The sequence below is a fragment of the Marinobacter antarcticus genome (assembly GCF_900142385.1).
Classification (GTDB): domain Bacteria; phylum Pseudomonadota; class Gammaproteobacteria; order Pseudomonadales; family Oleiphilaceae; genus Marinobacter; species Marinobacter antarcticus.
The window spans coordinates 2,357,190-2,376,244 of record NZ_FRAQ01000001.1; the positions used below are offsets into that span (position 1 = coordinate 2,357,190).

Consider the following 19,055-nt stretch of genomic DNA (forward strand, 5'->3'; position numbering starts at 1 on the left):
AGTTTCCTCAGGGCTCAGCCCACCAGTTGTCGAGGTCAGTACCGTTTTTGGGGGGCTTTTCCGGATGTTTCAGGTAGCTCCAGTAGGCAACACGGTCTTTCGCCAAGAACCAGTGTGGCACCACGTAATGCCCACTAAGCAGAACCCTGTCCAGGGCGCGGGTACGTTGCACCAGCTCTTCCCGGTCTGGCGCCTGTATAACCAGGCTCACCAGTTCGCCGACGACAGGGTCACTCACGCCCGCATAATTACGGGAGCCGTTAATGTCCGCGGTGGAGGAGTGCCAGTACTCCCGCTGCTCGTTACCTGGGGAGTCTGACTGGCCGATACTCTGAGTAATCATGTCAAAGTCGAATTCACGCACACGCTGAACATATTGATTGCTGTCGACCAAACGCACGGATACATCAATCCCGAGCCGCGCCAGGTTGTTTTTAAAGGGCAATACAACCCTCTCAAAGGTTTTCTGAAACAGCAGAATCTCGAACTTCAGCGGCTTGCCTGTTTCGCTGTGTATCATTTTTCCGTCACGAACTTCGTAGCCGGCTGAGCGTAAAAGGTCTATAGCCGTTCGAAGGTTTTTCCTGAGGCCTTGCTTACCGTCAGTGGAAGGCGCTTTGAAGGGCTCGGTGAAAATCTCTGGGTCCAGCTGCGCTCGATATTTTTCAAGAATTTCCAGCTCCCGGCCGGATGGCAAGCCGGTTGAGGCCAGTTCGCTGTTCTCGAAATAGCTGTTGGTGCGGGCATACTGACCGTAAAACAGGTTCTTGTTCGTCCACTCGAAATCAAAACCGTAAGTCAGTGCTTCCCGGACTCGCGGATCACTGAACACCTCCTTGCGAGTATTGAATATGAAGCCCTGCATGCCAGTGGGGCGGTGGTGTTCGATGGCCTCTTTGATGATCGTGCCGTTATCAAACTTGTCACCGATGTAGGCAGTGGCCCAGTTTTTGGCGGAGGATTCGATCCTGAAGTCAAAGTTGCCGGCTTTGAATGCCTCCAGCGCAACGGTGTCGTCGGTATAGTAGTCGTAGCGAATGCGGTCAAAGTTGAACCGGCCTTTGCGAACGGCGAGATCCTTCGCCCAGTAATCATCCATCCGCTCGTACACAATGGAACGACCTGCTTCAAACGAGCCAATCCGGTAGGCGCCGCTACCAACGGGTGGGGTGAGGCCGTTCTCGCCAAACTCCCGGCTTTCCCAGTAATGCGCGGGCAGAATCGGCATCTGGCCAAGGATTAATGGGAGCTCCCGATTGCTGGTTTGCTGGAAGTCAAAGCGAATCCGCAGTGGGTTCTCAACTGTCACCTTGCTCACATCTGCATAGTAGTTGCGGTAAAACGGGTGGCCCTTGGTGGTAAGGGTTTCAAAGGAAAATGCCACATCTTCGGCGGTGATGGGCTCGCCATCCTGAAAGCGTGCTTCTTCCCGAAGATTGAAAACCACAAAGCTTCTGTTTTCGGGCGTTTCCACAGACTCTGCAATCAGGCCGTACATGGAAAACGCTTCATCGGCCGAATATTCAAGCAGGGTGTCATAGACATAGTTGCTGATACCTGCCGCCGCCACACCGCGAATATCGAACGGATTGAAGGAATCAAAGCCGTTGGCCACCACAGCCATTTTCAGAGCCCCGCCTTTGGGAGCATCGGGGTTAATGTAATCGAAATGACTGAACCCCTCTGGATATTTGGGGGCGCCGTGCATCGCCAAGCCGTGAACAGGCTGAACTTCCGGATCAGAAGAGTCAGGCACAGTGTCGTTGGCAGAAAGAAAACTGGGGGAGGCCAGAAGGGCCAGGAATGTAAAAAGCGATGTAAGGCGTGAGGCGATAGGGATTCTTGTCATGAGTCTCGCACGTTCTGGAGTTTCAGGCCGGCGCACCGGGCATCCTGCCCGGCGCCCTTGTTCCGCTGCTCTTGATCTCTAATCCATTATGATTCTTATAGTTTCTTAAAGTTCCGGTCCCGTGAACCTATGATCTTTACGGGCTGTTCCGGATGTCGACGTAGAGTACCAGACTTTGCCCCGGTTGCAGATAACGCGAGGTGTTCAGGTCGTTCCAGCTTGCGATGTCCCGCACATTCACCGAAAAGTGGTTGGCGATGCGCGCAAGGGAATCGCCCTTGCGGACGCGATAACCCACTTTACGAACCATTGCTTTGCCACGGGTTCCGCTGGCCGATGCAAGCGTAGGTTGTGCAGTTTTTGACCAGATTACCAGTTCCTTACCCGGCATAAGCGGGTCACCAGGTGCCATGCCGTTCCATGCGGAAACCTGGCGTACAGAAACCCGATGCTCTCTTGCGATATCCCAGAAGGTGTCACCGCGGCGAACGGTATATCGCAGCTTATTGCCATCACGCTTTTTGGCCTGTTTACGCTCAAGCCGCTGGGATGCGCTGAGGGCATAGGCATCGGAGTTCTTGGCGGCCGAAGGTATCATCAGGCGCTGGCCAATACGGATAAGGTCACTGTTAAGGTTGTTCACCTGTTGCAGTACCGCCGGCGTTGTTGAGAATTTTCTGGAGATAGTGTTCAGGCTGTCGCCGGACTTAACCATATAGTTACGCCAGGACACGCGCTTGCCCGGCGGGATTTCTGCAAGTGCTGAACGGAAGGTTTCGGCATTCTGATGAGGTATGAGCAACCGGTGCGGACCTTCCGGCGATGTTGCCCAACGGTTGTAGGACGGATTGAGCAGATATATTTCGTCAATATCGACGCCCGCAAGTTCAGCGGCCTGGGCCAGGTCCAGTTGCCCGCCGGTTTCGACGACCTCAAAATAAGGCTCATCCGTCAGAGCAGGCAATTCAATACCATAAGCTTCCGGATTATCGAATATTTTCGCCAGGGCGATCAGTTTAGGTACGTAGTGACGTGTTTCCCGTGGCAACTGCAGTGACCAGAAGTCCTCAGGCTTGTTGCTTTTACGGTTACGCCTCATAGCGCTGGAAACCGTGCCCCCGCCGCTGTTATAGGCGGCCAGGGCCAGAGTGTAATCGCCGCCAAACCGGTTAGTCAGGCGGTCAAGATAGGTGAGCGCTGCGTCTGTAGCAGCAATCACATCACGGCGCTCATCGTGCCACCAGCTCTGGGTAAGGCCGAAGTATTTTCCGGTTGACGGGATAAACTGCCAAAGCCCTGCTGCACGGCCATGAGAATAAGCAAACGGGTCGAACGCACTTTCAACGATGGGCAGCAGTGCAAACTCTGCAGGCAGCCCGCGCTTCTCTGTCTCGTTAACAATGTAGTTCAGGTAACGGCTTCCGCGCTCGACTACCCGATTAATATAGTCGGGGTGCTTTGCATACCAGTTCAGCTGATCTCTGACGCGCCTGTTGTCGACATCATGATCAAGGACGAAGCCTGCTCGCAGGCGGTTCCACAAATCTGTCTGCCCGGGTTCTTCGTTTACGGTACTGTTTGCAGTACTCTGCTCTGGATTATCGAGCGTTTCCCGGGCTTCGCGCGCGGCCACCTTGAGTTCAGGAGACATGGCATCATCAAGCGGTTCATTGCGAACTGCATCGCTGCTTTTGCCGGTCTCCACGGATTCCTTGAGACCTTTGTCTCCAGCGGCGAGTGTTACCTGGTCTGAGTCAAGTGGGTCTTCCTGGGCCGCATCTGTTGACGAGTATAGAGAACTGCAGCCACCTGTAAGGGCGCCAATGAATAACAGCAGTGGCAATTGTTTGACCGACATAGGCGATTTCCGGCTCTGGGTTGTAGTCGGGTTTCATGTTTGAAAACCCGGCGTATTTAATAAGTTACGAGCAAAAAGATAAACGATTTTATGGGAGCTCGTTTCCAGCGGTCAAGAAACCTCTCGTTACGGCGGTGACAGGATTTGTTAACCGCTCAGAAATTATCTTTACCGTGCCTTATAGCTGCAAAAATGGCGCTGTCAGAATCTGCGGGCAGGCCTTGCTCCGTACAGTACTGTTTTGCGACACTCACGACTGCCGGATCATCCCAGCGCAGGAACGGGTTTAGCCGCTTTTCATCCTCAAGTATCGAAGGCACGGTTGGCTCGCCGGCTTCTCTGCGCTCCTTGCATTGACGCTCGAAGGCTTCGAGTTCGCTGTCGTCAGGCAACCAGCTTCGGGCAAAACGAAGGTTGGCCAAGGTATACTCGTGGGCGCAATACACGGCCGTGGTTCCGGGGAGCTCACGGATGGATTTCAGTGACTCAAGCATTTGCGCAGCTGTACCTTCAAACAGGCGGCCGCAACCACACACGAAAAGGGTGTCGCCACAAAACAGGGCGGGGCGGCCGGCGATCTCAACATCGGTAAAGAACGCTATGTGGTCCAGCGTGTGTCCCGGGACGCTCATTACCTGGAATGTGACATGCTCCCACACGACTTCATCACCGGGATGAACGCTATTGGTGTTGCCTTGAAAAGGTGACTCAGCTGGCCCGATTACCCGGCAGTCAGGGTAACCCTGGATCAAAGCTTTAATTCCACCAACGTGATCCGGGTGGTGATGAGTAACCAGAATGGTATCCAGTGTTAGCCCGTTTTCTTCAATGTGATTCTGTACTGGCTTGGCTTCGCCGGGATCTACAATCAGAGCTTTACCGGTGTCAGTGTCGGCAAGACACCAGATGTAGTTGTCACTGAACGCCGGGATGGCAGAGATGGTGAGCATCAGATGTCCCCGTATATGCTTGGCAAGTGTGCCTGATATGATAGAGCATTAAGCTCGTAGCCCCAACAACCTCTGAGCCAGTAGCTTTTCTACAGGCCCTTTTTAAAAGCGGGAGTATAGGCAGTGTGAAGAAAAGCCAGGTCATTGATTATCCGTCCCGGCACGAGAGCTTTGAAGGCTGGTTCCAGACACCTCTAGGGCGCGCTCTGTTGTCGGACCAGCGTAGTTTTCTGGATCGCAAACTCGCCCGCCTGACAGGTGCAAGACAGCTTCAGGTAAGCGTCAGCCACCGGATTCCGCTTACCAACGGCACTGATTTTTCACAGAAAGTGATGACTACGCCCAAGTGGTTCACGAGTATCCCCGATGGGGTTGTGGTGTGCGACGCGGATGAACTGCCGTTCCCCGGCGACTCCATGGATCTGGTTGTGCTTCATCACACTGCCGACTTCTCGCCTTATCCTCACGAGGCGCTTCGGGAGGCAGCCCGGGTTTTGAGGGGGGAGGGCACTATCGCTCTTGTTGGCTTTAATCCTGTGAGTGCCTGGGGCGTGCGGAGGTTGCTTTCGCGACATCGTGGCGGCCCTTGGGGAGGGCGCTTTCTTTTACGCCGGCGTATGGAAGACTGGCTTCACTTGCTGGGCTTTCAGGTTGAAGTTTCGGTGACCCGTTTTTTTCATTTGCCTCTCCAGCGCAGTGGTCGTAGGGCATCTGGCCGGTTCGGCGAACGCTTGATGGGTAATGGGTTCCTGCCAGTCGGAGCATATTACTGTATTCTTGCGAAAAAAAGGGTGACCGCCCGCATTCCCAGACGGCCAGCCTGGCGCCAGAGCAATGTCATGGGAATACGGGGAACCGTAAGCGCATCCAGGGGCTGTCCGCCACAGAGCCTGATCCATCCCGAAGACTGAACTGGCCACTATGAGCCATCTATAACTATGTACATGCAGGAGTTTTAATGTCCGGAAAGGTGATTCTGTACACCGATGGAGCCTGTAAAGGCAACCCTGGGCCCGGTGGATGGGGTGTCGTGCTCCGTTATGGTGGTTCATCTAAAACAATGCATGGTGGCGAACGCCATACTACCAACAACCGAATGGAGCTAATGGCTGCAATTCAGGGGCTGAAAGCGCTGAAGCGTGGCTGTGAGGTAGAGCTGTATACGGATTCTCAGTATGTGCGCAAGGGCATTACCGAGTGGCTTTCAGGCTGGAAACGTAATGGCTGGAAAACATCGTCGAAAAAGCCGGTTAAAAACGATGACTTGTGGCGTGAGCTTGATACGGAAACCGCAAACCATAAAGTTAACTGGCATTGGGTTAAAGGCCATACCGGTGTTCCTGATAACGAACTCGCAGATGAGCTTGCAAACAAGGGTGTTGCCGAACTGGCAGGCAGCTGAAACGCCCCCTGAACTGGTGTGGGAATTATGAGACAGATTGTACTGGATACAGAAACAACAGGTATTGACCCGGCAGAAGGGCATCGGATTATCGAGATCGGCTGTGTCGAGATGATGGAGCGCCAGCCCACAGGCCGCAACTATCACGTCTACATCAACCCCGAACGTGAAGTTGAAGCGGAAGCCATTGCTATCCACGGGATTACTAACGAATTTCTGGTTGATAAGCCAAAATTTGCAGAGGTCGCAGATGAGTTTTTTGAATTCATAAACGGCGCAGAGCTTGTGATTCACAACGCAGCGTTCGACGTGGGCTTTATGGATTCGGAGTTTGCCCGGATGAAGCCTGTGCGAAAAACGGCCGACTATTGTGGCGTTGTGGATTCCCTTGCAATTGCCCGGGCAAAGCACCCTGGCCAGAAGAATAATCTGAACGCTCTGTGCAAGCGCTACGGTGTTGATAACAGCAATCGGGAACTTCATGGAGCGCTGCTGGACGCGGAAATTCTTGCAGATGTTTACCTGCTTCTCACGGGCGGACAAACCGCTTTGTCTCTCGATGCTGGCGCTGAGAACGGTGGTGGCCCCCGAGGTATTCGCAGGCTGAGTTCAGACCGGCCCGCACTGGCTGTTGTTAAACCTACTGCGACTGAGAATGAGGCTCATCAAGCATTTCTTTTAGCCCTTGAAAAGAAGGCTGGCGAAACTGTCTGGAGCAAACTTGAAGGTGCAGAATGAGAACTGTGTCTGCCTGTACCAATTGTTACATTCCAGCTTTGTTGAGGTACTTGAGTTTTATGTTATAAGTAATGATAAGTACGCCAGTTTTTTGATTGCGCACTTCAGCCGGAAGGATTAAACCGGCTCATAATAAAAAGGTCTGACACGGGTCATTGGCAGACTATTTTCACTTGGACCGTGCGGAAGTCTCCGCGGATTATTAACAGGAAGCGTTTATGGTTCAATCGTCTCTGGCGACGAAATCGCAGTCGTTTGATCTGGTCAAAAGTGAAATAGAGCAGACCATCAAGCAGGCCGAATCCAGTCTTGAGCGCTTTCAGGAAAACCGCGAGAGCGGTGAAGATCTGCAGAATTGTCTGGATTTCCTGAACCAGCTTCGCGGCATTTTTATCCTGGTAGAGCTCCGTGGCGGAACATTGCTGTGTCAGGAAGCGGTGACCATGGCCAACGATGTTCCTGTTGGCGCAAACGACGATAAAAATATCCTGCTGACTACCTTGAGCAACGCGTTGTTTATTCTTCGTCGTTACGTCGAGTACTACCAGCAGCAGCGAGAAGATCACCCCGAACTGTTGCTGCCGGTCATCAACGAGCTGCGTGAAGCTCGCCGTGAAAAACCTTACCCCGAATCCCGCTTTTTCGAAGTTGATTTAGATGTAAAGGACCGCCCTGACTTTAGTGACGGCCTGTCTGTTCCGGTTTTTGAAGGCAATGAAGCTGAATATGAGATTGTTGCCAGGCGCATGCGCCTGACCTATCAGGTAGCCCTGCTGGGCCTGCTCCAAAATCGTAACCCCGTGGTCAGCCAGAAACTCATAGGCCGCTCCGCACGCGGGTTTGTCCGGTTATGCCAGGGGGCTCCGATGGGGCAGATGTGGTGTCTTGTTGCGATAGCAGCGGATACCATGCTGGATCGTGCAATGCCTTTCACCAAAGCCCGTAAGCGCATGTTCATGCGAATCGAAAAATACGCGCGGGAAGTGGTTTATGTAGGCAAGGTAGCAACGACCAAGGATGCGCCAGATTCCCTCATTCGCGATCTTGTTTATCTCCTTTACCGTAGCGGCTCCGGGAACCCGGAAGTCACCAGAGTTCTTTCTGCTTTTCAGCTGACCCCCGCCGAGTTTCCGGATTCCATTCTGGAGGCTCACGCCCGGCGCCTGTATGGCCCTGGCTCAGATGTACTGAAATCGCTCTCCGAAGCCTTGCAGGACGAGTTGAACCAGCTGAAAGACAAGCTCGATATCATCGAACGCGGCATTGAGCCAGACCTGGCTGAACTGTCATCCATTGCCGATGCGCTTGAGCGTCTTGGCAACACTCTGGCAATGCTTGATCTCAATCGGTTGGCAGCTATTGCCCGCCAAGAAGCCGTAAGGTTGAGAGAATGGGAGGCTGAATCCCGGCTGCCCGGTGAAGAAGAGCTGTTCCGTCTCGCAGACTCTGTACTGGGTATTGAAGACGCAGTCATGCAGATTGTCAGCCGCGGTATCACATCAGAGACTGACTCGCTGGCGGGCAATGAGCGGAGTCGTGAAGAATCCGTTTATCTTCAGGAAGCCGTCTATGTGGTTGCCGATGAAGCCCGAAGTGCGCTGACGCTTGCCAAACGCGCGATTACTGCGTTTGTCGAATCGGATTATGACAGGCTCCATCTCGCCAATCTTCCGGCAACCTTGCACAGTATCTGGGGTGGGCTGAAAATGGTGAATGACTCCGGTGCAGCGCACGTACTTGAGCGTGTTGCAGCTTCCATTCAGGAGCGTTTACTGGATGCCCGTGAAGCACCAGAAACTCAAGTGCTAGAAGCACTGGCAGATGCTCTGACCTCCCTTGAGTACTATATAGAGGGCATTGGTAAGCGCGAGGAGAGCAATGCAGACCTGCTCAGGCTGGCGGAAACATCGCTGGATGATGTGGGCCTTTGACGTTGGCATGACGCCGTGGCATCAGCTAACAAAAAACCCGCGCAAGGCGCGGGTTTTTTGTTAGCTCAGCTCTGGTCAACGAGGGGCATTTAGCCCATGTTGAACAGTTCACCCAGCTTGGTAGCCAGCATCATGTCGCCTTCGGCGCGCAGCTGCCCAGCCATGAAGGCCTGCATGCCATCGGTTTCACCGGAAACAATACCCTGCAGGGTTTCGGAGTTCATGATCAGAGTTACGGAAGGGTCGTCGTGAGGACCATCGTGCAGTTTGCATGTTCCGTCTTTGATGACCAGGTGGTGGCTCTTATTGTCATCTTCTATATCAAACTGGAACACCAGATCGAGGCCCTGAGCTGCGTCTGCGTTGAAATTCTGCTCGAGTTTTTCAAATGTTTGTTCTACAGACATTAGTTTACCCTTTTTGATGGTTGTCTTGTCATGATGACGGCTTTAAGTGCTTGGCTCCGAAAGCCTTGGCGGCAGCCGGATATAGCGGCTTCGCTTTCCGACTTTATGGTGAGACCTAACCACTGTCAAGCTCGATCGAACGCTTGTTTTAATTTTTTTGTTCTCCTTATCACCAGAGTTTCGGTAAGTTACACTCTCGTGCTTGCTCAACTGGCTGGAGAAGCGATTTGGAGTTTCTGACTGAATACGGTTTGTTTTTGGCCAAAGTGGTCACCTTTGTTATTGCAGCCATAGTGGTTGTGTCCATTATTGTCTCTGCTATCCATAAAGAGAAGGGGGATCACGACGACGGAGAGCTGCAGATCCGCAAGCTCAATGAGAAATATCGCGAACTGCGCGAGTCTATTCAGGCGCGGCTTATGTCTGAACATGAGCGGAAAGCCTGGGGCAAAGCCAAAAAGAAAAAGGACAAAGCTGAGAAGAAGGCCGATAAAGCAAAAAAGGCAGACTCTGATGTCCCTCAAGACGCTCCAGTGCGCATCTATGTGCTGGATTTTGATGGCGACATTAAAGCCAGTGATACCGATCCGCTCCGCCGCGCTATCTCTGCAGTGCTGAGTGTCGCAGAACCCGGTAAAGATGAAGTGGTCATTCGGCTGGAAAGCGGAGGCGGGCTGGTGCACTCCTATGGTCTGGCCGCTGCACAACTCGACAGGATCCGCAGCAAAGGCATTCACTTGACAGCCTGTGTCGATAAAGTGGCTGCAAGCGGCGGTTACATGATGGCCTGCGTGGCAGACCGGATTATTGCCTCTCCATTCGCCGTACTTGGTTCTATTGGTGTGGTGGCTCAGCTGCCGAATTTTCACCGGCTACTAAAGAAAAACAACGTGGATTTCGAAGTGCTGACAGCCGGCGAGCACAAGCGCACCATGACTATTTTCGGTGAAAATACCGAAAAGGGCCGGCAGAAATTTCTTGAAGACCTGGAAGATACGCACGGCCTCTTCAAAGACTATGTCAGTGAGCGTCGGCCTGATCTGGATATAACGGCCGTAGCCAACGGCGATATCTGGTTCGGCAGGCGGGCTCTGGACGTAAAACTGATCGATGAGATCAAGACCTCAGACGAATATCTCATTGAGGCTTGCGACAGGGCAGATGTAGTCTCTGTATCATTTGAGCGCAAAAGAACTTTGCCAGAGAAACTCGGGCTGGCAACCAGTGCGGCACTCGAGCATACCGCATGGAAGGTTCTGAGCGCGTTTCGCAACCAGAAGATCCAGTAGCTGACAGCAAGCGGGGAACATCATGACGAGCGAGATCCAATTTAAAGCCTGGCGTGTTGAAGAACAGGATGGCGACTATAAAGGCGCCGAACAGACACTTGGTACCACGGATCTTCCGGCAGGCGAGGTACTGATAAAAGTCAGCCATTCCTCCCTGAACTACAAGGACGCGCTCTCGGCCTCCGGCAATAAGGGCGTAACCCGCTCGTTTCCGCACACGCCGGGCATTGACGCCGCCGGTGAAGTTGTCGAATCCGCCACAGGAACACCTGAAGTTGGTAGCCCGGTTGTCGTGACCGGCTATGACTTGGGCATGGGCACAGACGGTGGTTTTGGTGAGTACATCCGTGTTCCTGCTGCCTGGTGCGTACCTATGCCGGCCGGTTGGGAAGCTAAAACCGCCATGATCTACGGCACAGCTGGTCTTACAGCTGGCCTTTGCGTGCAGAAGCTCCTGACCATGGGGGCCAAGCCAGAGCAGGGCAAGGTGGCCGTTTCCGGTGCCTCAGGCGCAGTTGGCAGCGTTGCCGTAGAGCTGCTTGCAAAGCTCGGTTTTGATGTTGTGGCTATCAGCGGCAAGGCCGATCACGCAGAAGGCCTGAAAGAACTGGGTGCTACCGAGGTAGTCGGGCGCGACGCACTGGCTGAAGATAAGAAACCGATGCTGAAGCCGGTATTCGCTAACGGAGTGGACACGGTGGGCGGGTCACCTCTGGCTGAACTACTGAAGCAGATCAAGCCCGGCGGTTCTGTCTCTTGCTGCGGCCTGGTCGCCGGCCCCCAGCTCCAGACCACCGTTCTTCCGTTCATCCTGCGCGGTGTAAACTTGTTGGGTGTGGATTCCGTTGAAATTTCGCTGCCTGAGAAAGAGGCTGTCTGGATAAAGCTTGCGGGTGACTGGAAATGCCCGAAGGCTGAAGCTTCTGCGAAGAGGATTGGCCGCGCCGATCTCGATGGTGCGCTGAAAGCCTTCCTGAAAGGCGAGTCAGCCGGGAAAATCGTTCTGGATCATGCGATCTGAAACGGCATAGCCTGAGCAGTCAGGGGCGGACGGCCTTTCAAAACCGTGCGGAGCCATGGATGGCGGAGCCGAGCGTACACGGATGTATTAACAGCGTGTTTTGAAAGGCCGTCCGCCCCTGACTGCGTACTCCGACATTGGAGCTTAGGACGCCCTACGCCGAAATAAAGGCAAATCCGTATCCGTAGCAGCCTGATACCCTTGGGTGAAGAAGTTCAGGGACCGCGCTGCCTTGCGAATATCCTTGTCCGGGCGCAGCTCATACGTATCAAAACCACAGCGCTTCATGAACTGAAGCTGATCCAATAGCACGTCGCCAATTGCCCGAAGCTCATTTTTATACCCGAAACGCTCCCTCAACAAACGGCCAATACTGTAACCCCGGCCGTCGCTGAACTTCGGAAAGTTTACCGCGATCAGCGGCAGCTCATTAGTATGATCGGCCAGAATCTCCGGCTCATCATGGCTGTCAAACCACACACCGATATCTTCCCTGCCAACAAAGTGCTCACGACCCGCTACCCATAGATCGGCTGGAATCAGCGCGTGTTGCTGCTCAGGAATATCCAGAGACTCGCCGCTGTCAGGGCGGGGAACTACAATCCACTGGTTCTGACGAATGCTGCCATCCTGAAAAATAATGTCAGGCATAAACCCGCTCCTTGAAAGGATCAATTCCAACGCGACGATAGGTATCGAGGAACGACTCCTCATCCGTGCGTTTGTTGACGTAAACATCGATGATTTTTGAAATCACGTTCGGCATTTCTTCACGCGCAAAAGACGGGCCCAGGATTTTGCCGATTGAAGCGTCGTGCTGCGATGAGCCGCCGAGGCTTATCTGGTAGAACTCCTGACCCTTTTTGTCTACGCCCAGAACACCGATGCTACCAACGTGGTGATGACCGCACGCGTTCATGCAGCCGGATATATTGAGATTGATGTTGCCGAGATCGTAGAGAAAGTCGAGATCATCAAAACGTCGCTGGATAGCTTCAGCTACCGGTATCGACTTGGCGTTTGCCAACGCACAGAAATCACCGCCTGGGCAGCAGATAATGTCCGTCAGCGTGTTCAGGTTGGCGGTGCCAAACCCCATGGGGCCAAGCTGCTGCCAGAGTTCCAACAGGCGGTCCTGGCGCACATCTGCCAGCACAACGTTCTGGTGGTGCGTCACCCGCACTTCGCCGAAACTGTACTCATCCGCAAGATCTGCGATCTGCTCAAGCTGCTGGTCGGTCACATCGCCCGGTGGTGTACCGGTTTTCTTCATGGTCAGCGACACAATGGCGTACCCGGGGTTTTTATGGGTGTCCACGTTGTGCTGCAACCACTGATCAAAGGCACGGTTTTGGAACCGTTGTTGCGCAAGCAGGTCGGTTGCATTACCCAGTGCCGCATAAGCAGGCTCAGTGAAGTAACCCTGAATGCGCTCAATAGCGTTGGGCGTCAACCGGCTCGGTGAATCCTTGATGTGAGCCCACTCGGTTTCGACTTTCTCTGCAAAACCTTCCGGAGTCAGGGCCTTTACCAGAATCTTGATACGCGCCTTGAACTTGTTGTCGCGGCGGCCATAGCGGTTGTAGACCCTGAGAACGGCTTCCAGATAGGTAAGCAAATCGAGCTCTGGCAGAAATTCACGAATAACAGGAGCGACCATCGGCGTGCGCCCAAGCCCGCCACCCACGTGTACCCGGAAACCCAGCTCGCCAGCTTCATTGCGCACGATCTGAAGACCTATGTCGTGTACCTGTATAGCAGCTCTGTCGGTTTGCTCGGAGGCATTTACGGCTACCTTGAACTTTCTGGGCAGAAATGCGAATTCCGGGTGAAATGTAGACCATTGCCGAATGATTTCACAGTAGGGGCGGGGGTCCACCAGTTCGTCTGACTGAACTGCCGCGAACTGGTCCGTTGTGGTATTTCTTATGCAGTTTCCGCTGGTCTGGTTGGCGTGCATTTCAACTTCTGCCAGTTCTGCGAGGATATCCGGCACGTCTTCAAGAGCCGGCCAGTTGAGCTGCACGTTCTGACGGGTCGTGAAGTGTGCGTATCCCTTGTCGTAATCCCGCGTAATACGTGCCAGACGACGCAGCTGAGCAGAGCGCAGCATGCCGTAAGGCACACAAATGCGCAGCATGGGTGCAAGCCGCTGAACGTAAAGTCCGTTCTGAAGGCGCAGAGGAAGAAACTCGTCCTCGTCCAGCTCCCCGGCCAGGGCCCGAGTGGTCTGGTCCCGGAATTGTGCAACCCGCTCGGCCATCATTTGCCGATCGTGCTCATCGTATACGTACATAAAGGAAAGTCCTGGGTAATATCGTCGTAACGGCATGCACCCGAAAGGTTCCAGTTCAGGAATTCAGGTGCGCCCGAAAACCGGGGCCTTATATCTGAAACGAAGGATAACAGTGGCGCCTTATTCTAGAAACGATTATTTCAAGATATGTTTATCGATTCAGGTGATAAGGAGCACCCGGCAGGCTGGACGAATGTCAATTTGCTGCTTTACTGGAAGAGGAGACGGATGCGAGTGAGGGCTTCCGCTTAGAGCTGAAGCAACAGAGAAAACTGAAGCAACAGATCCCCGAAAGCCAGAACCACTGAAAAAGGAGCAGATTATGAAAAAACTAATGCGATCAGACAGCCAGGCCGATGCCATAGCCGCAGTCATGCTTATAACACTTGTGGTTGTATTCGCTGTGGTGTGGGTTTCCGGCCAGTAACGGCTAGTGGCCGGAAAGCACTACCTGCACGACCACAATGAGGGTGACGATAAAGAGGGCTGTGAACAGCAGCCCGCCAATAATATAGGGCCATGGGCTGTGGGTCTCAAAATCTTCTTCGTGGCGCTTATTAGACTGAACCCCTAGAGCGCCCGCTGCAACGGTCCGCATCACTTTAAAAACGCCGGGGCCGTGAGGTTTTGTTTTTTTAGTCTTCTCGGTATCAGGCGCATTCGTCATAAAACCCATCCTGTCAGTGTGTAAGGCCGGCCTTTTACTCAGCTGGATCATACGCGAGGCTTGGTGCCAGCCATCGCTCTGCTTCCGCTTTGGAAAGACCTTTACGCTCAGCATAGTCTTCAACCTGATCTACGCCAATTTTACCTACCGCGAAAAACTTGGACTCAGGATGGGAAAAATACCAGCCTGAGACTGCCGCCGTTGGAAACATGGCGAAGTGTTCGGTCAGTTCAATGCCGGTTTTTGCTGTGGCGTCCAGCAGCTCGAACAGTGCCGCTTTCTCGGTGTGATCCGGGCACGCAGGGTAGCCAGGGGCAGGGCGGATGCCGCGATAGCGTTCCTTGATCAGGTCTTCGCTCTCCAGCTGCTCGCCAGCGTCATAGCTCCAGAATTCCTTGCGCACACGCTCATGCATCCGCTCGGCAAAGGCTTCTGCGAGGCGGTCCGCCAGGGCTTTCACCATGATCGCGTTGTAGTCGTCATTGGCGTTTTTGTATTCAAGTGACATTTCTTCCGCGCCGATACCGGTAGTTACGGCAAAGCCGCCAACATAGTCACAATGCTCTGAGCCTTCCTCGGCGACAAAGTCAGACAGCGTCATCATCGATTTGCCCGGTGATTTTTCATCCTGCTGACGTAAGTGGTGCAGGGTGGTCAGCTCTGCACTCCGGGTCTCATCCGTGTACACCACAATGTCGTCACCGCGGCGATTTGCCGGCCAGAAACCAATTATACCTGAAGCACTTATGCGCTTTTCATCAACCATTTTCCGAAGAATTATCTGAGCGTCGTCAAACAGGTTGCGGGCCGCCTCACCACGTTTTGGGTCGTCAAATATTTGCGGGTATTTCCCGGCGATATCCCAGGAGATGAAAAACGGCGTCCAGTCTATATAGGGCACCAGTTCATTGAGATCATACTCTTCAAACAACCGGGTACCTGTGAAGGCAGGCTTGGGTGGCACATAATTGTCGAAACTGATCTCGGGTGCGCGCGCCCGTGCCTGCTTGAGGCTGACAAGTTTGGTGCGGTCACCGCGTTGCTTCCGACGCTCCCGGATTTCGTCATATTCTTTGCGCGCAGCGCTCACTAAAGAGGGCTTGGCTGTTTTGCTCAGCAGTTGCGATGCCACGTTAACGCACCTGGACGCATCCGATACATACAAGGCAATGTCGTTTTTATAGTGGGGTTCAATTTTTACCGCGGTATGTGCCTTGGAGGTCGTGGCGCCACCGATCATCAGCGGCAGGTGGAAGTCGAGACGCTGCATCTCACGCGCGACATGCACCATTTCGTCCAGTGACGGTGTGATGAGACCGCTCAGGCCGATAATATCCACATTGTGCTCTTTGGCGGCCGCCAGGATCTTGTCGCAAGGCACCATAACCCCCAGGTCAATAACCTCGTAGTTATTACACTGAAGCACCACGCCTACGATGTTTTTGCCAATGTCGTGCACATCACCCTTTACTGTAGCCATCAGGATTTTGCCTTTGGCCTGCTGGTCTTCAGACTTCTCCGCCTCAATAAACGGAATCAGGTGAGCGACCGCCTGCTTCATCACGCGGGCGCTTTTGACCACCTGGGGCAGAAACATCTTACCGTCGCTGAACAGGTCCCCTACGACGTTCATGCCGTCCATCAGAGGGCCTTCAATCACGTGAATCGGGCGCTCGGCCTGTTGGCGGCACTCTTCGGTATCTTCAAGGATGAAGTTGGTAATGCCTTTTACCAGAGAATGCTCGAGCCGTTTGATCACCGGCCATTCGCGCCACGCGAGATCCTCTTCCTGGGTTTTGCCGCCTTTGCCCTTGTAGCGTTCGGCGATCTCCAGCAGGCGATCCGTGGAGTCATCCCGGCGGTTGAGAACAACATCCTCAACCAGCGCTTTTAGTTCCGGCTCAATCTCATCGTAAATCACCAGTTGGCCCGGGTTTACAATGCCCATGTTCATGCCTGCCTTGATGGCGTGATACAGAAACACGGAATGAATAGCTTCACGCACCGCATCGTTGCCCCGGAAGGAAAAGGACACGTTGCTCACACCGCCCGAAATGGACGCGTGAGGCAGGTTCTTCCGAATCCAGCGGCTGGCGTTTATAAAGTCCACCGCGTAGTTGTTGTGTTCTTCGATACCGGTGGCGATGGCGAAGACGTTCGGGTCAAAAATAATATCACCCGGGTTAAAGCCAATGCTGATCAGAGCCTCATAGGACCGTTTACAGATCTCGGTTTTGCGCTCGTAGGTATCTGCCTGTCCCTGCTCATCAAAGGCCATGACCACAACAGCAGCGCCGTAGCGCATGCAGGCGCGGGCGCGCTTGATGAACTCTTCCTCGCCTTCCTTCAGGCTGATGGAGTTCACCACGGCTTTGCCCTGAATGCAGCGCAGACCAGCCTCGATGACTTCCCACTTGGAGGAGTCAATCATGATGGGCACCCGGGAAATATCCGGCTCTGAGGCAACCAGGTTCAGGAAGGTGACCATCACCTCCTTCGAATCCAGCATGCCCTCATCCATGTTGATGTCGATAATCTGGGCGCCGTTTTCAACCTGATCCCGGGCCACGCTCAAGGCTTCTTCGTACTGTTCCTCTTTGATCAGGCGCAGAAAACGCTTTGAGCCCGTCACATTGGTGCGCTCGCCCACGTTGATGAACAGGGTGTTTTCGTCGCCGGTAAAGGGCTCAAGCCCTGAAAGCCTGAGCACTTTCGCCCGCTCCGGAATCTTCCGGGGCGGGTACTTGGCAACAGCCTTGGCCACCGCCTCTATATGGTCAGGACGGGAACCGCAGCAGCCGCCGACAATGTTGAGGAAACCGTCACGGGCGAAACCTTCAATGATCTCGGCCATTTCCTCCGGCGTCTGGTCATACTCTCCGAATTCGTTTGGCAGGCCAGCGTTGGGGTGTGCGCTAACATAGGTCTCGGCTTTAGCTGACAGCTCTTCTACGTAAGGGCGCAGAGCATCCGCGCCCAGGGCGCAGTTCAGCCCCACGGAAATGGGCCGGGAATGCGCAATAGAGTTCCAGAACGCTTCGGTTGTCTGGCCCGATAGCGTGCGGCCAGAAGCATCGGTTATGGTGCCGGAAATCATGATCGGTAGTTCGATACCGCTGTCTTCAAAATACTGTTGAGTGGCGTAGATCGCCGCTTTTGCGTTCAGTGTGTCGAAGATGGTTTCAATCAGGATGATGTCGCAACCGCCTTCGACCAAGCCTTCAACCGACTCGTAATAGTTGTCTACCAGGGTCTGGAAATCGACGTTTCGGAAACCGGGATTGTTAACGTCCGGCGACAGGGAAGCCGTACGTGATGTGGGCCCCACCGCGCCGGCAACGAATCGGGGTTTGTCCGGATTTTTGGCGGTAAACTCATCCGCCACCTGTCGCGCCAGCTTTGCGGCGGCCACGTTCAGTTCTTTGGCGATTTCTTCAAGGCCATAATCGGCCTGAGATACCCGGGTTGAGTTGAAGGTGTTGGTTTCAATAATGTCTGCGCCGGCATCCAGATATTCTGCATGAATGTTCCGCAGCAGGGCAGGCTGGGTCAGGTTCAGCAGGTCGTTGTTGCCTTGTACCTCATGATCATAGTCGGCAAACCGGTCGCCACGGAACGCTTGCTCGTCCAGTTTCTGGTTCTGGATCATGGTCCCCATGCCGCCATCAAGAATCACAATGCGTTCCTGCAGGGCTTTGTGAAGTTGTTTCAGGCGAGTGTTGCGATCGGTCATAGTCAATATTCCGGATGTCGTTATTAACGGCGTATTTTTTCAGTGGCGCGCGATCATAGCAAAAATGCAGGTGCCAGTCGCAGTGCCGTCTGTGGTTATTGTTTACTTACGTCAAGTGTTGGGCGCAGGGCAGGTGGTACGTGAAAGTCATTACCCTCCTAAAGACCAACTAGTTTACTTGGTCTTTCATGTTGCCGCGAACTCCCTTAAAATGAGCTTAAACTTATCAACGGGTTTAAAAAACATGGCATTGGTTACTGTGACAGATCCAGCACGAGATTATCTTGCACAACTTATCGAAAAGCAGGATGTGGAAGGCATGGGCGTGCGGATTTTCGTAACGCAGCCAGGTACCAAGAATGCTGAGACCTGCCTGGCCTACTGCCCGCCAAACGAGATTGTGCCGACGGATGAGCAGGTCGACCTGAAAAAGTTCACGCTTTTTCTGGATCACAACTCCATACCGTTTCTTGAAGAAGCCTATGTGGACTACTCCAAGGATCAGATGGGTGGGCAGCTCACCATTAAGGCACCGAATGCTAAAACGCCCCAGATTGATGATGACGCACCGCTACCTGACCGGGTGAATTACATTCTTGCTTCTGAAATTAACCCCAATCTTGCTGCACACGGTGGAGAGGTTTCACTGGTTGAAATCGTCGAAGGGTCTGTTGCCGTTTTGCGTTTCGGTGGCGGTTGCCAAGGTTGCTCGGCAGTGAGCCTTACTCTGAAGCAGGGCGTTGAATCAACTCTCAAGGAGCGGGTACCCGAAATAACGGCAGTTCGCGACGTAACGGATCATACGCAAACCGAGAACGCCTACTACCAGTAGAAACGGGCAAGCCCTTAAGGTCTCCCCTTATTCCTTCGCGATGGCTGCTCGGCCAATGTCACAAAGGCCGGGCTATCGCATA

The 19,055-nt window shown here is 53.7% G+C and carries 15 protein-coding genes; 7 read left to right on the plus strand and 8 right to left on the minus strand.

Annotated features, from left to right (window positions below):
* Window positions 1-7: 7 nt before the first annotated feature.
* From BUA49_RS10980 to gloB, 3 genes are all read right to left on the minus strand, one after another.
* Window positions 8-1,849, minus strand: coding sequence for an extracellular solute-binding protein (locus tag BUA49_RS10980; protein ID WP_072797322.1), 1,842 nt, complete (start codon window positions 1,847-1,849; stop codon window positions 8-10).
* A 136-nt stretch (window positions 1,850-1,985) separates the two neighbouring features.
* Window positions 1,986-3,707, minus strand: coding sequence for a LysM peptidoglycan-binding domain-containing protein (locus BUA49_RS10985; RefSeq protein ID WP_072797326.1), 1,722 nt, complete (start codon window positions 3,705-3,707; stop codon window positions 1,986-1,988).
* Between the two features lie 155 nt (window positions 3,708-3,862).
* Window positions 3,863-4,657 (minus strand): hydroxyacylglutathione hydrolase, encoded by a 795-nt coding sequence (gene gloB, locus BUA49_RS10990; protein ID WP_072797327.1) that lies wholly within the window; start codon window positions 4,655-4,657, stop codon window positions 3,863-3,865.
* Window positions 4,658-4,782: 125 nt separating this feature from the next.
* On the opposite strand from gloB, the gene BUA49_RS10995 reads away from it, so the two are divergent.
* From BUA49_RS10995 to BUA49_RS11010, 4 genes are all read left to right on the plus strand, one after another.
* Window positions 4,783-5,568: a class I SAM-dependent methyltransferase gene (locus BUA49_RS10995; protein ID WP_072797328.1), complete on the plus strand. Its 786-nt coding sequence runs from the start codon at window positions 4,783-4,785 to the stop codon at window positions 5,566-5,568.
* Window positions 5,569-5,615: 47 nt separating this feature from the next.
* Window positions 5,616-6,059 carry a ribonuclease HI gene (rnhA, locus tag BUA49_RS11000; protein WP_072797329.1) on the plus strand — a complete coding sequence of 148 codons (444 nt, stop codon included), beginning with the start codon at window positions 5,616-5,618 and terminating at the stop codon, window positions 6,057-6,059.
* Window positions 6,060-6,086: 27 nt separating this feature from the next.
* Window positions 6,087-6,797, plus strand: coding sequence for a DNA polymerase III subunit epsilon (gene dnaQ, locus BUA49_RS11005; RefSeq protein ID WP_072797331.1), 711 nt, complete (start codon window positions 6,087-6,089; stop codon window positions 6,795-6,797).
* Between the two features lie 218 nt (window positions 6,798-7,015).
* On the plus strand, window positions 7,016-8,728 hold the full coding sequence (locus tag BUA49_RS11010) for a chemotaxis protein (protein WP_072797333.1): 1,713 nt from the start codon (window positions 7,016-7,018) through the stop codon (window positions 8,726-8,728).
* 89 nt (window positions 8,729-8,817) lie between these two features.
* On the opposite strand, the gene BUA49_RS11015 is transcribed toward BUA49_RS11010, so the two are convergent.
* Window positions 8,818-9,135, minus strand: coding sequence for an SCP2 sterol-binding domain-containing protein (locus tag BUA49_RS11015; RefSeq protein WP_072797334.1), 318 nt, complete (start codon window positions 9,133-9,135; stop codon window positions 8,818-8,820).
* A gap of 227 nt (window positions 9,136-9,362) precedes the next feature.
* On the opposite strand from BUA49_RS11015, the gene sohB reads away from it, so the two are divergent.
* Together sohB and BUA49_RS11025 are read left to right on the plus strand one after the other, a co-directional pair.
* On the plus strand, window positions 9,363-10,424 hold the full coding sequence (gene sohB / locus BUA49_RS11020) for a protease SohB (protein ID WP_072797336.1): 1,062 nt from the start codon (window positions 9,363-9,365) through the stop codon (window positions 10,422-10,424).
* Window positions 10,425-10,446: 22 nt separating this feature from the next.
* Window positions 10,447-11,445: a YhdH/YhfP family quinone oxidoreductase gene (locus tag BUA49_RS11025; RefSeq protein ID WP_072797337.1), complete on the plus strand. Its 999-nt coding sequence runs from the start codon at window positions 10,447-10,449 to the stop codon at window positions 11,443-11,445.
* Between the two features lie 144 nt (window positions 11,446-11,589).
* On the opposite strand, the gene BUA49_RS11030 is transcribed toward BUA49_RS11025, so the two are convergent.
* The 4 genes from BUA49_RS11030 to metH form a co-directional block, all read right to left on the minus strand.
* Window positions 11,590-12,096, minus strand: a complete 507-nt coding sequence (locus BUA49_RS11030) for a DUF934 domain-containing protein (protein ID WP_072797339.1) — start codon at window positions 12,094-12,096, stop codon at window positions 11,590-11,592.
* Entirely contained in the window at window positions 12,089-13,741 is a 1,653-nt protein-coding gene (locus BUA49_RS11035; protein ID WP_072797340.1) for a nitrite/sulfite reductase, read from the minus strand. Before BUA49_RS11035 ends, BUA49_RS11030 begins: the two co-directional genes overlap by 8 nt.
* A gap of 430 nt (window positions 13,742-14,171) precedes the next feature.
* Window positions 14,172-14,408: a DUF2970 domain-containing protein gene (locus BUA49_RS11040; protein WP_072797348.1), complete on the minus strand. Its 237-nt coding sequence runs from the start codon at window positions 14,406-14,408 to the stop codon at window positions 14,172-14,174.
* A 34-nt stretch (window positions 14,409-14,442) separates the two neighbouring features.
* Window positions 14,443-18,141 carry a methionine synthase gene (gene metH / locus BUA49_RS11045; RefSeq protein ID WP_072797349.1) on the minus strand — a complete coding sequence of 1,233 codons (3,699 nt, stop codon included), beginning with the start codon at window positions 18,139-18,141 and terminating at the stop codon, window positions 14,443-14,445.
* Between the two features lie 244 nt (window positions 18,142-18,385).
* Between metH and nfuA the strand changes: the two genes are divergently transcribed.
* Window positions 18,386-18,973: a Fe-S biogenesis protein NfuA gene (gene nfuA / locus BUA49_RS11050; RefSeq protein ID WP_072797352.1), complete on the plus strand. Its 588-nt coding sequence runs from the start codon at window positions 18,386-18,388 to the stop codon at window positions 18,971-18,973.
* Window positions 18,974-19,055: the final 82 nt, after the last annotated feature.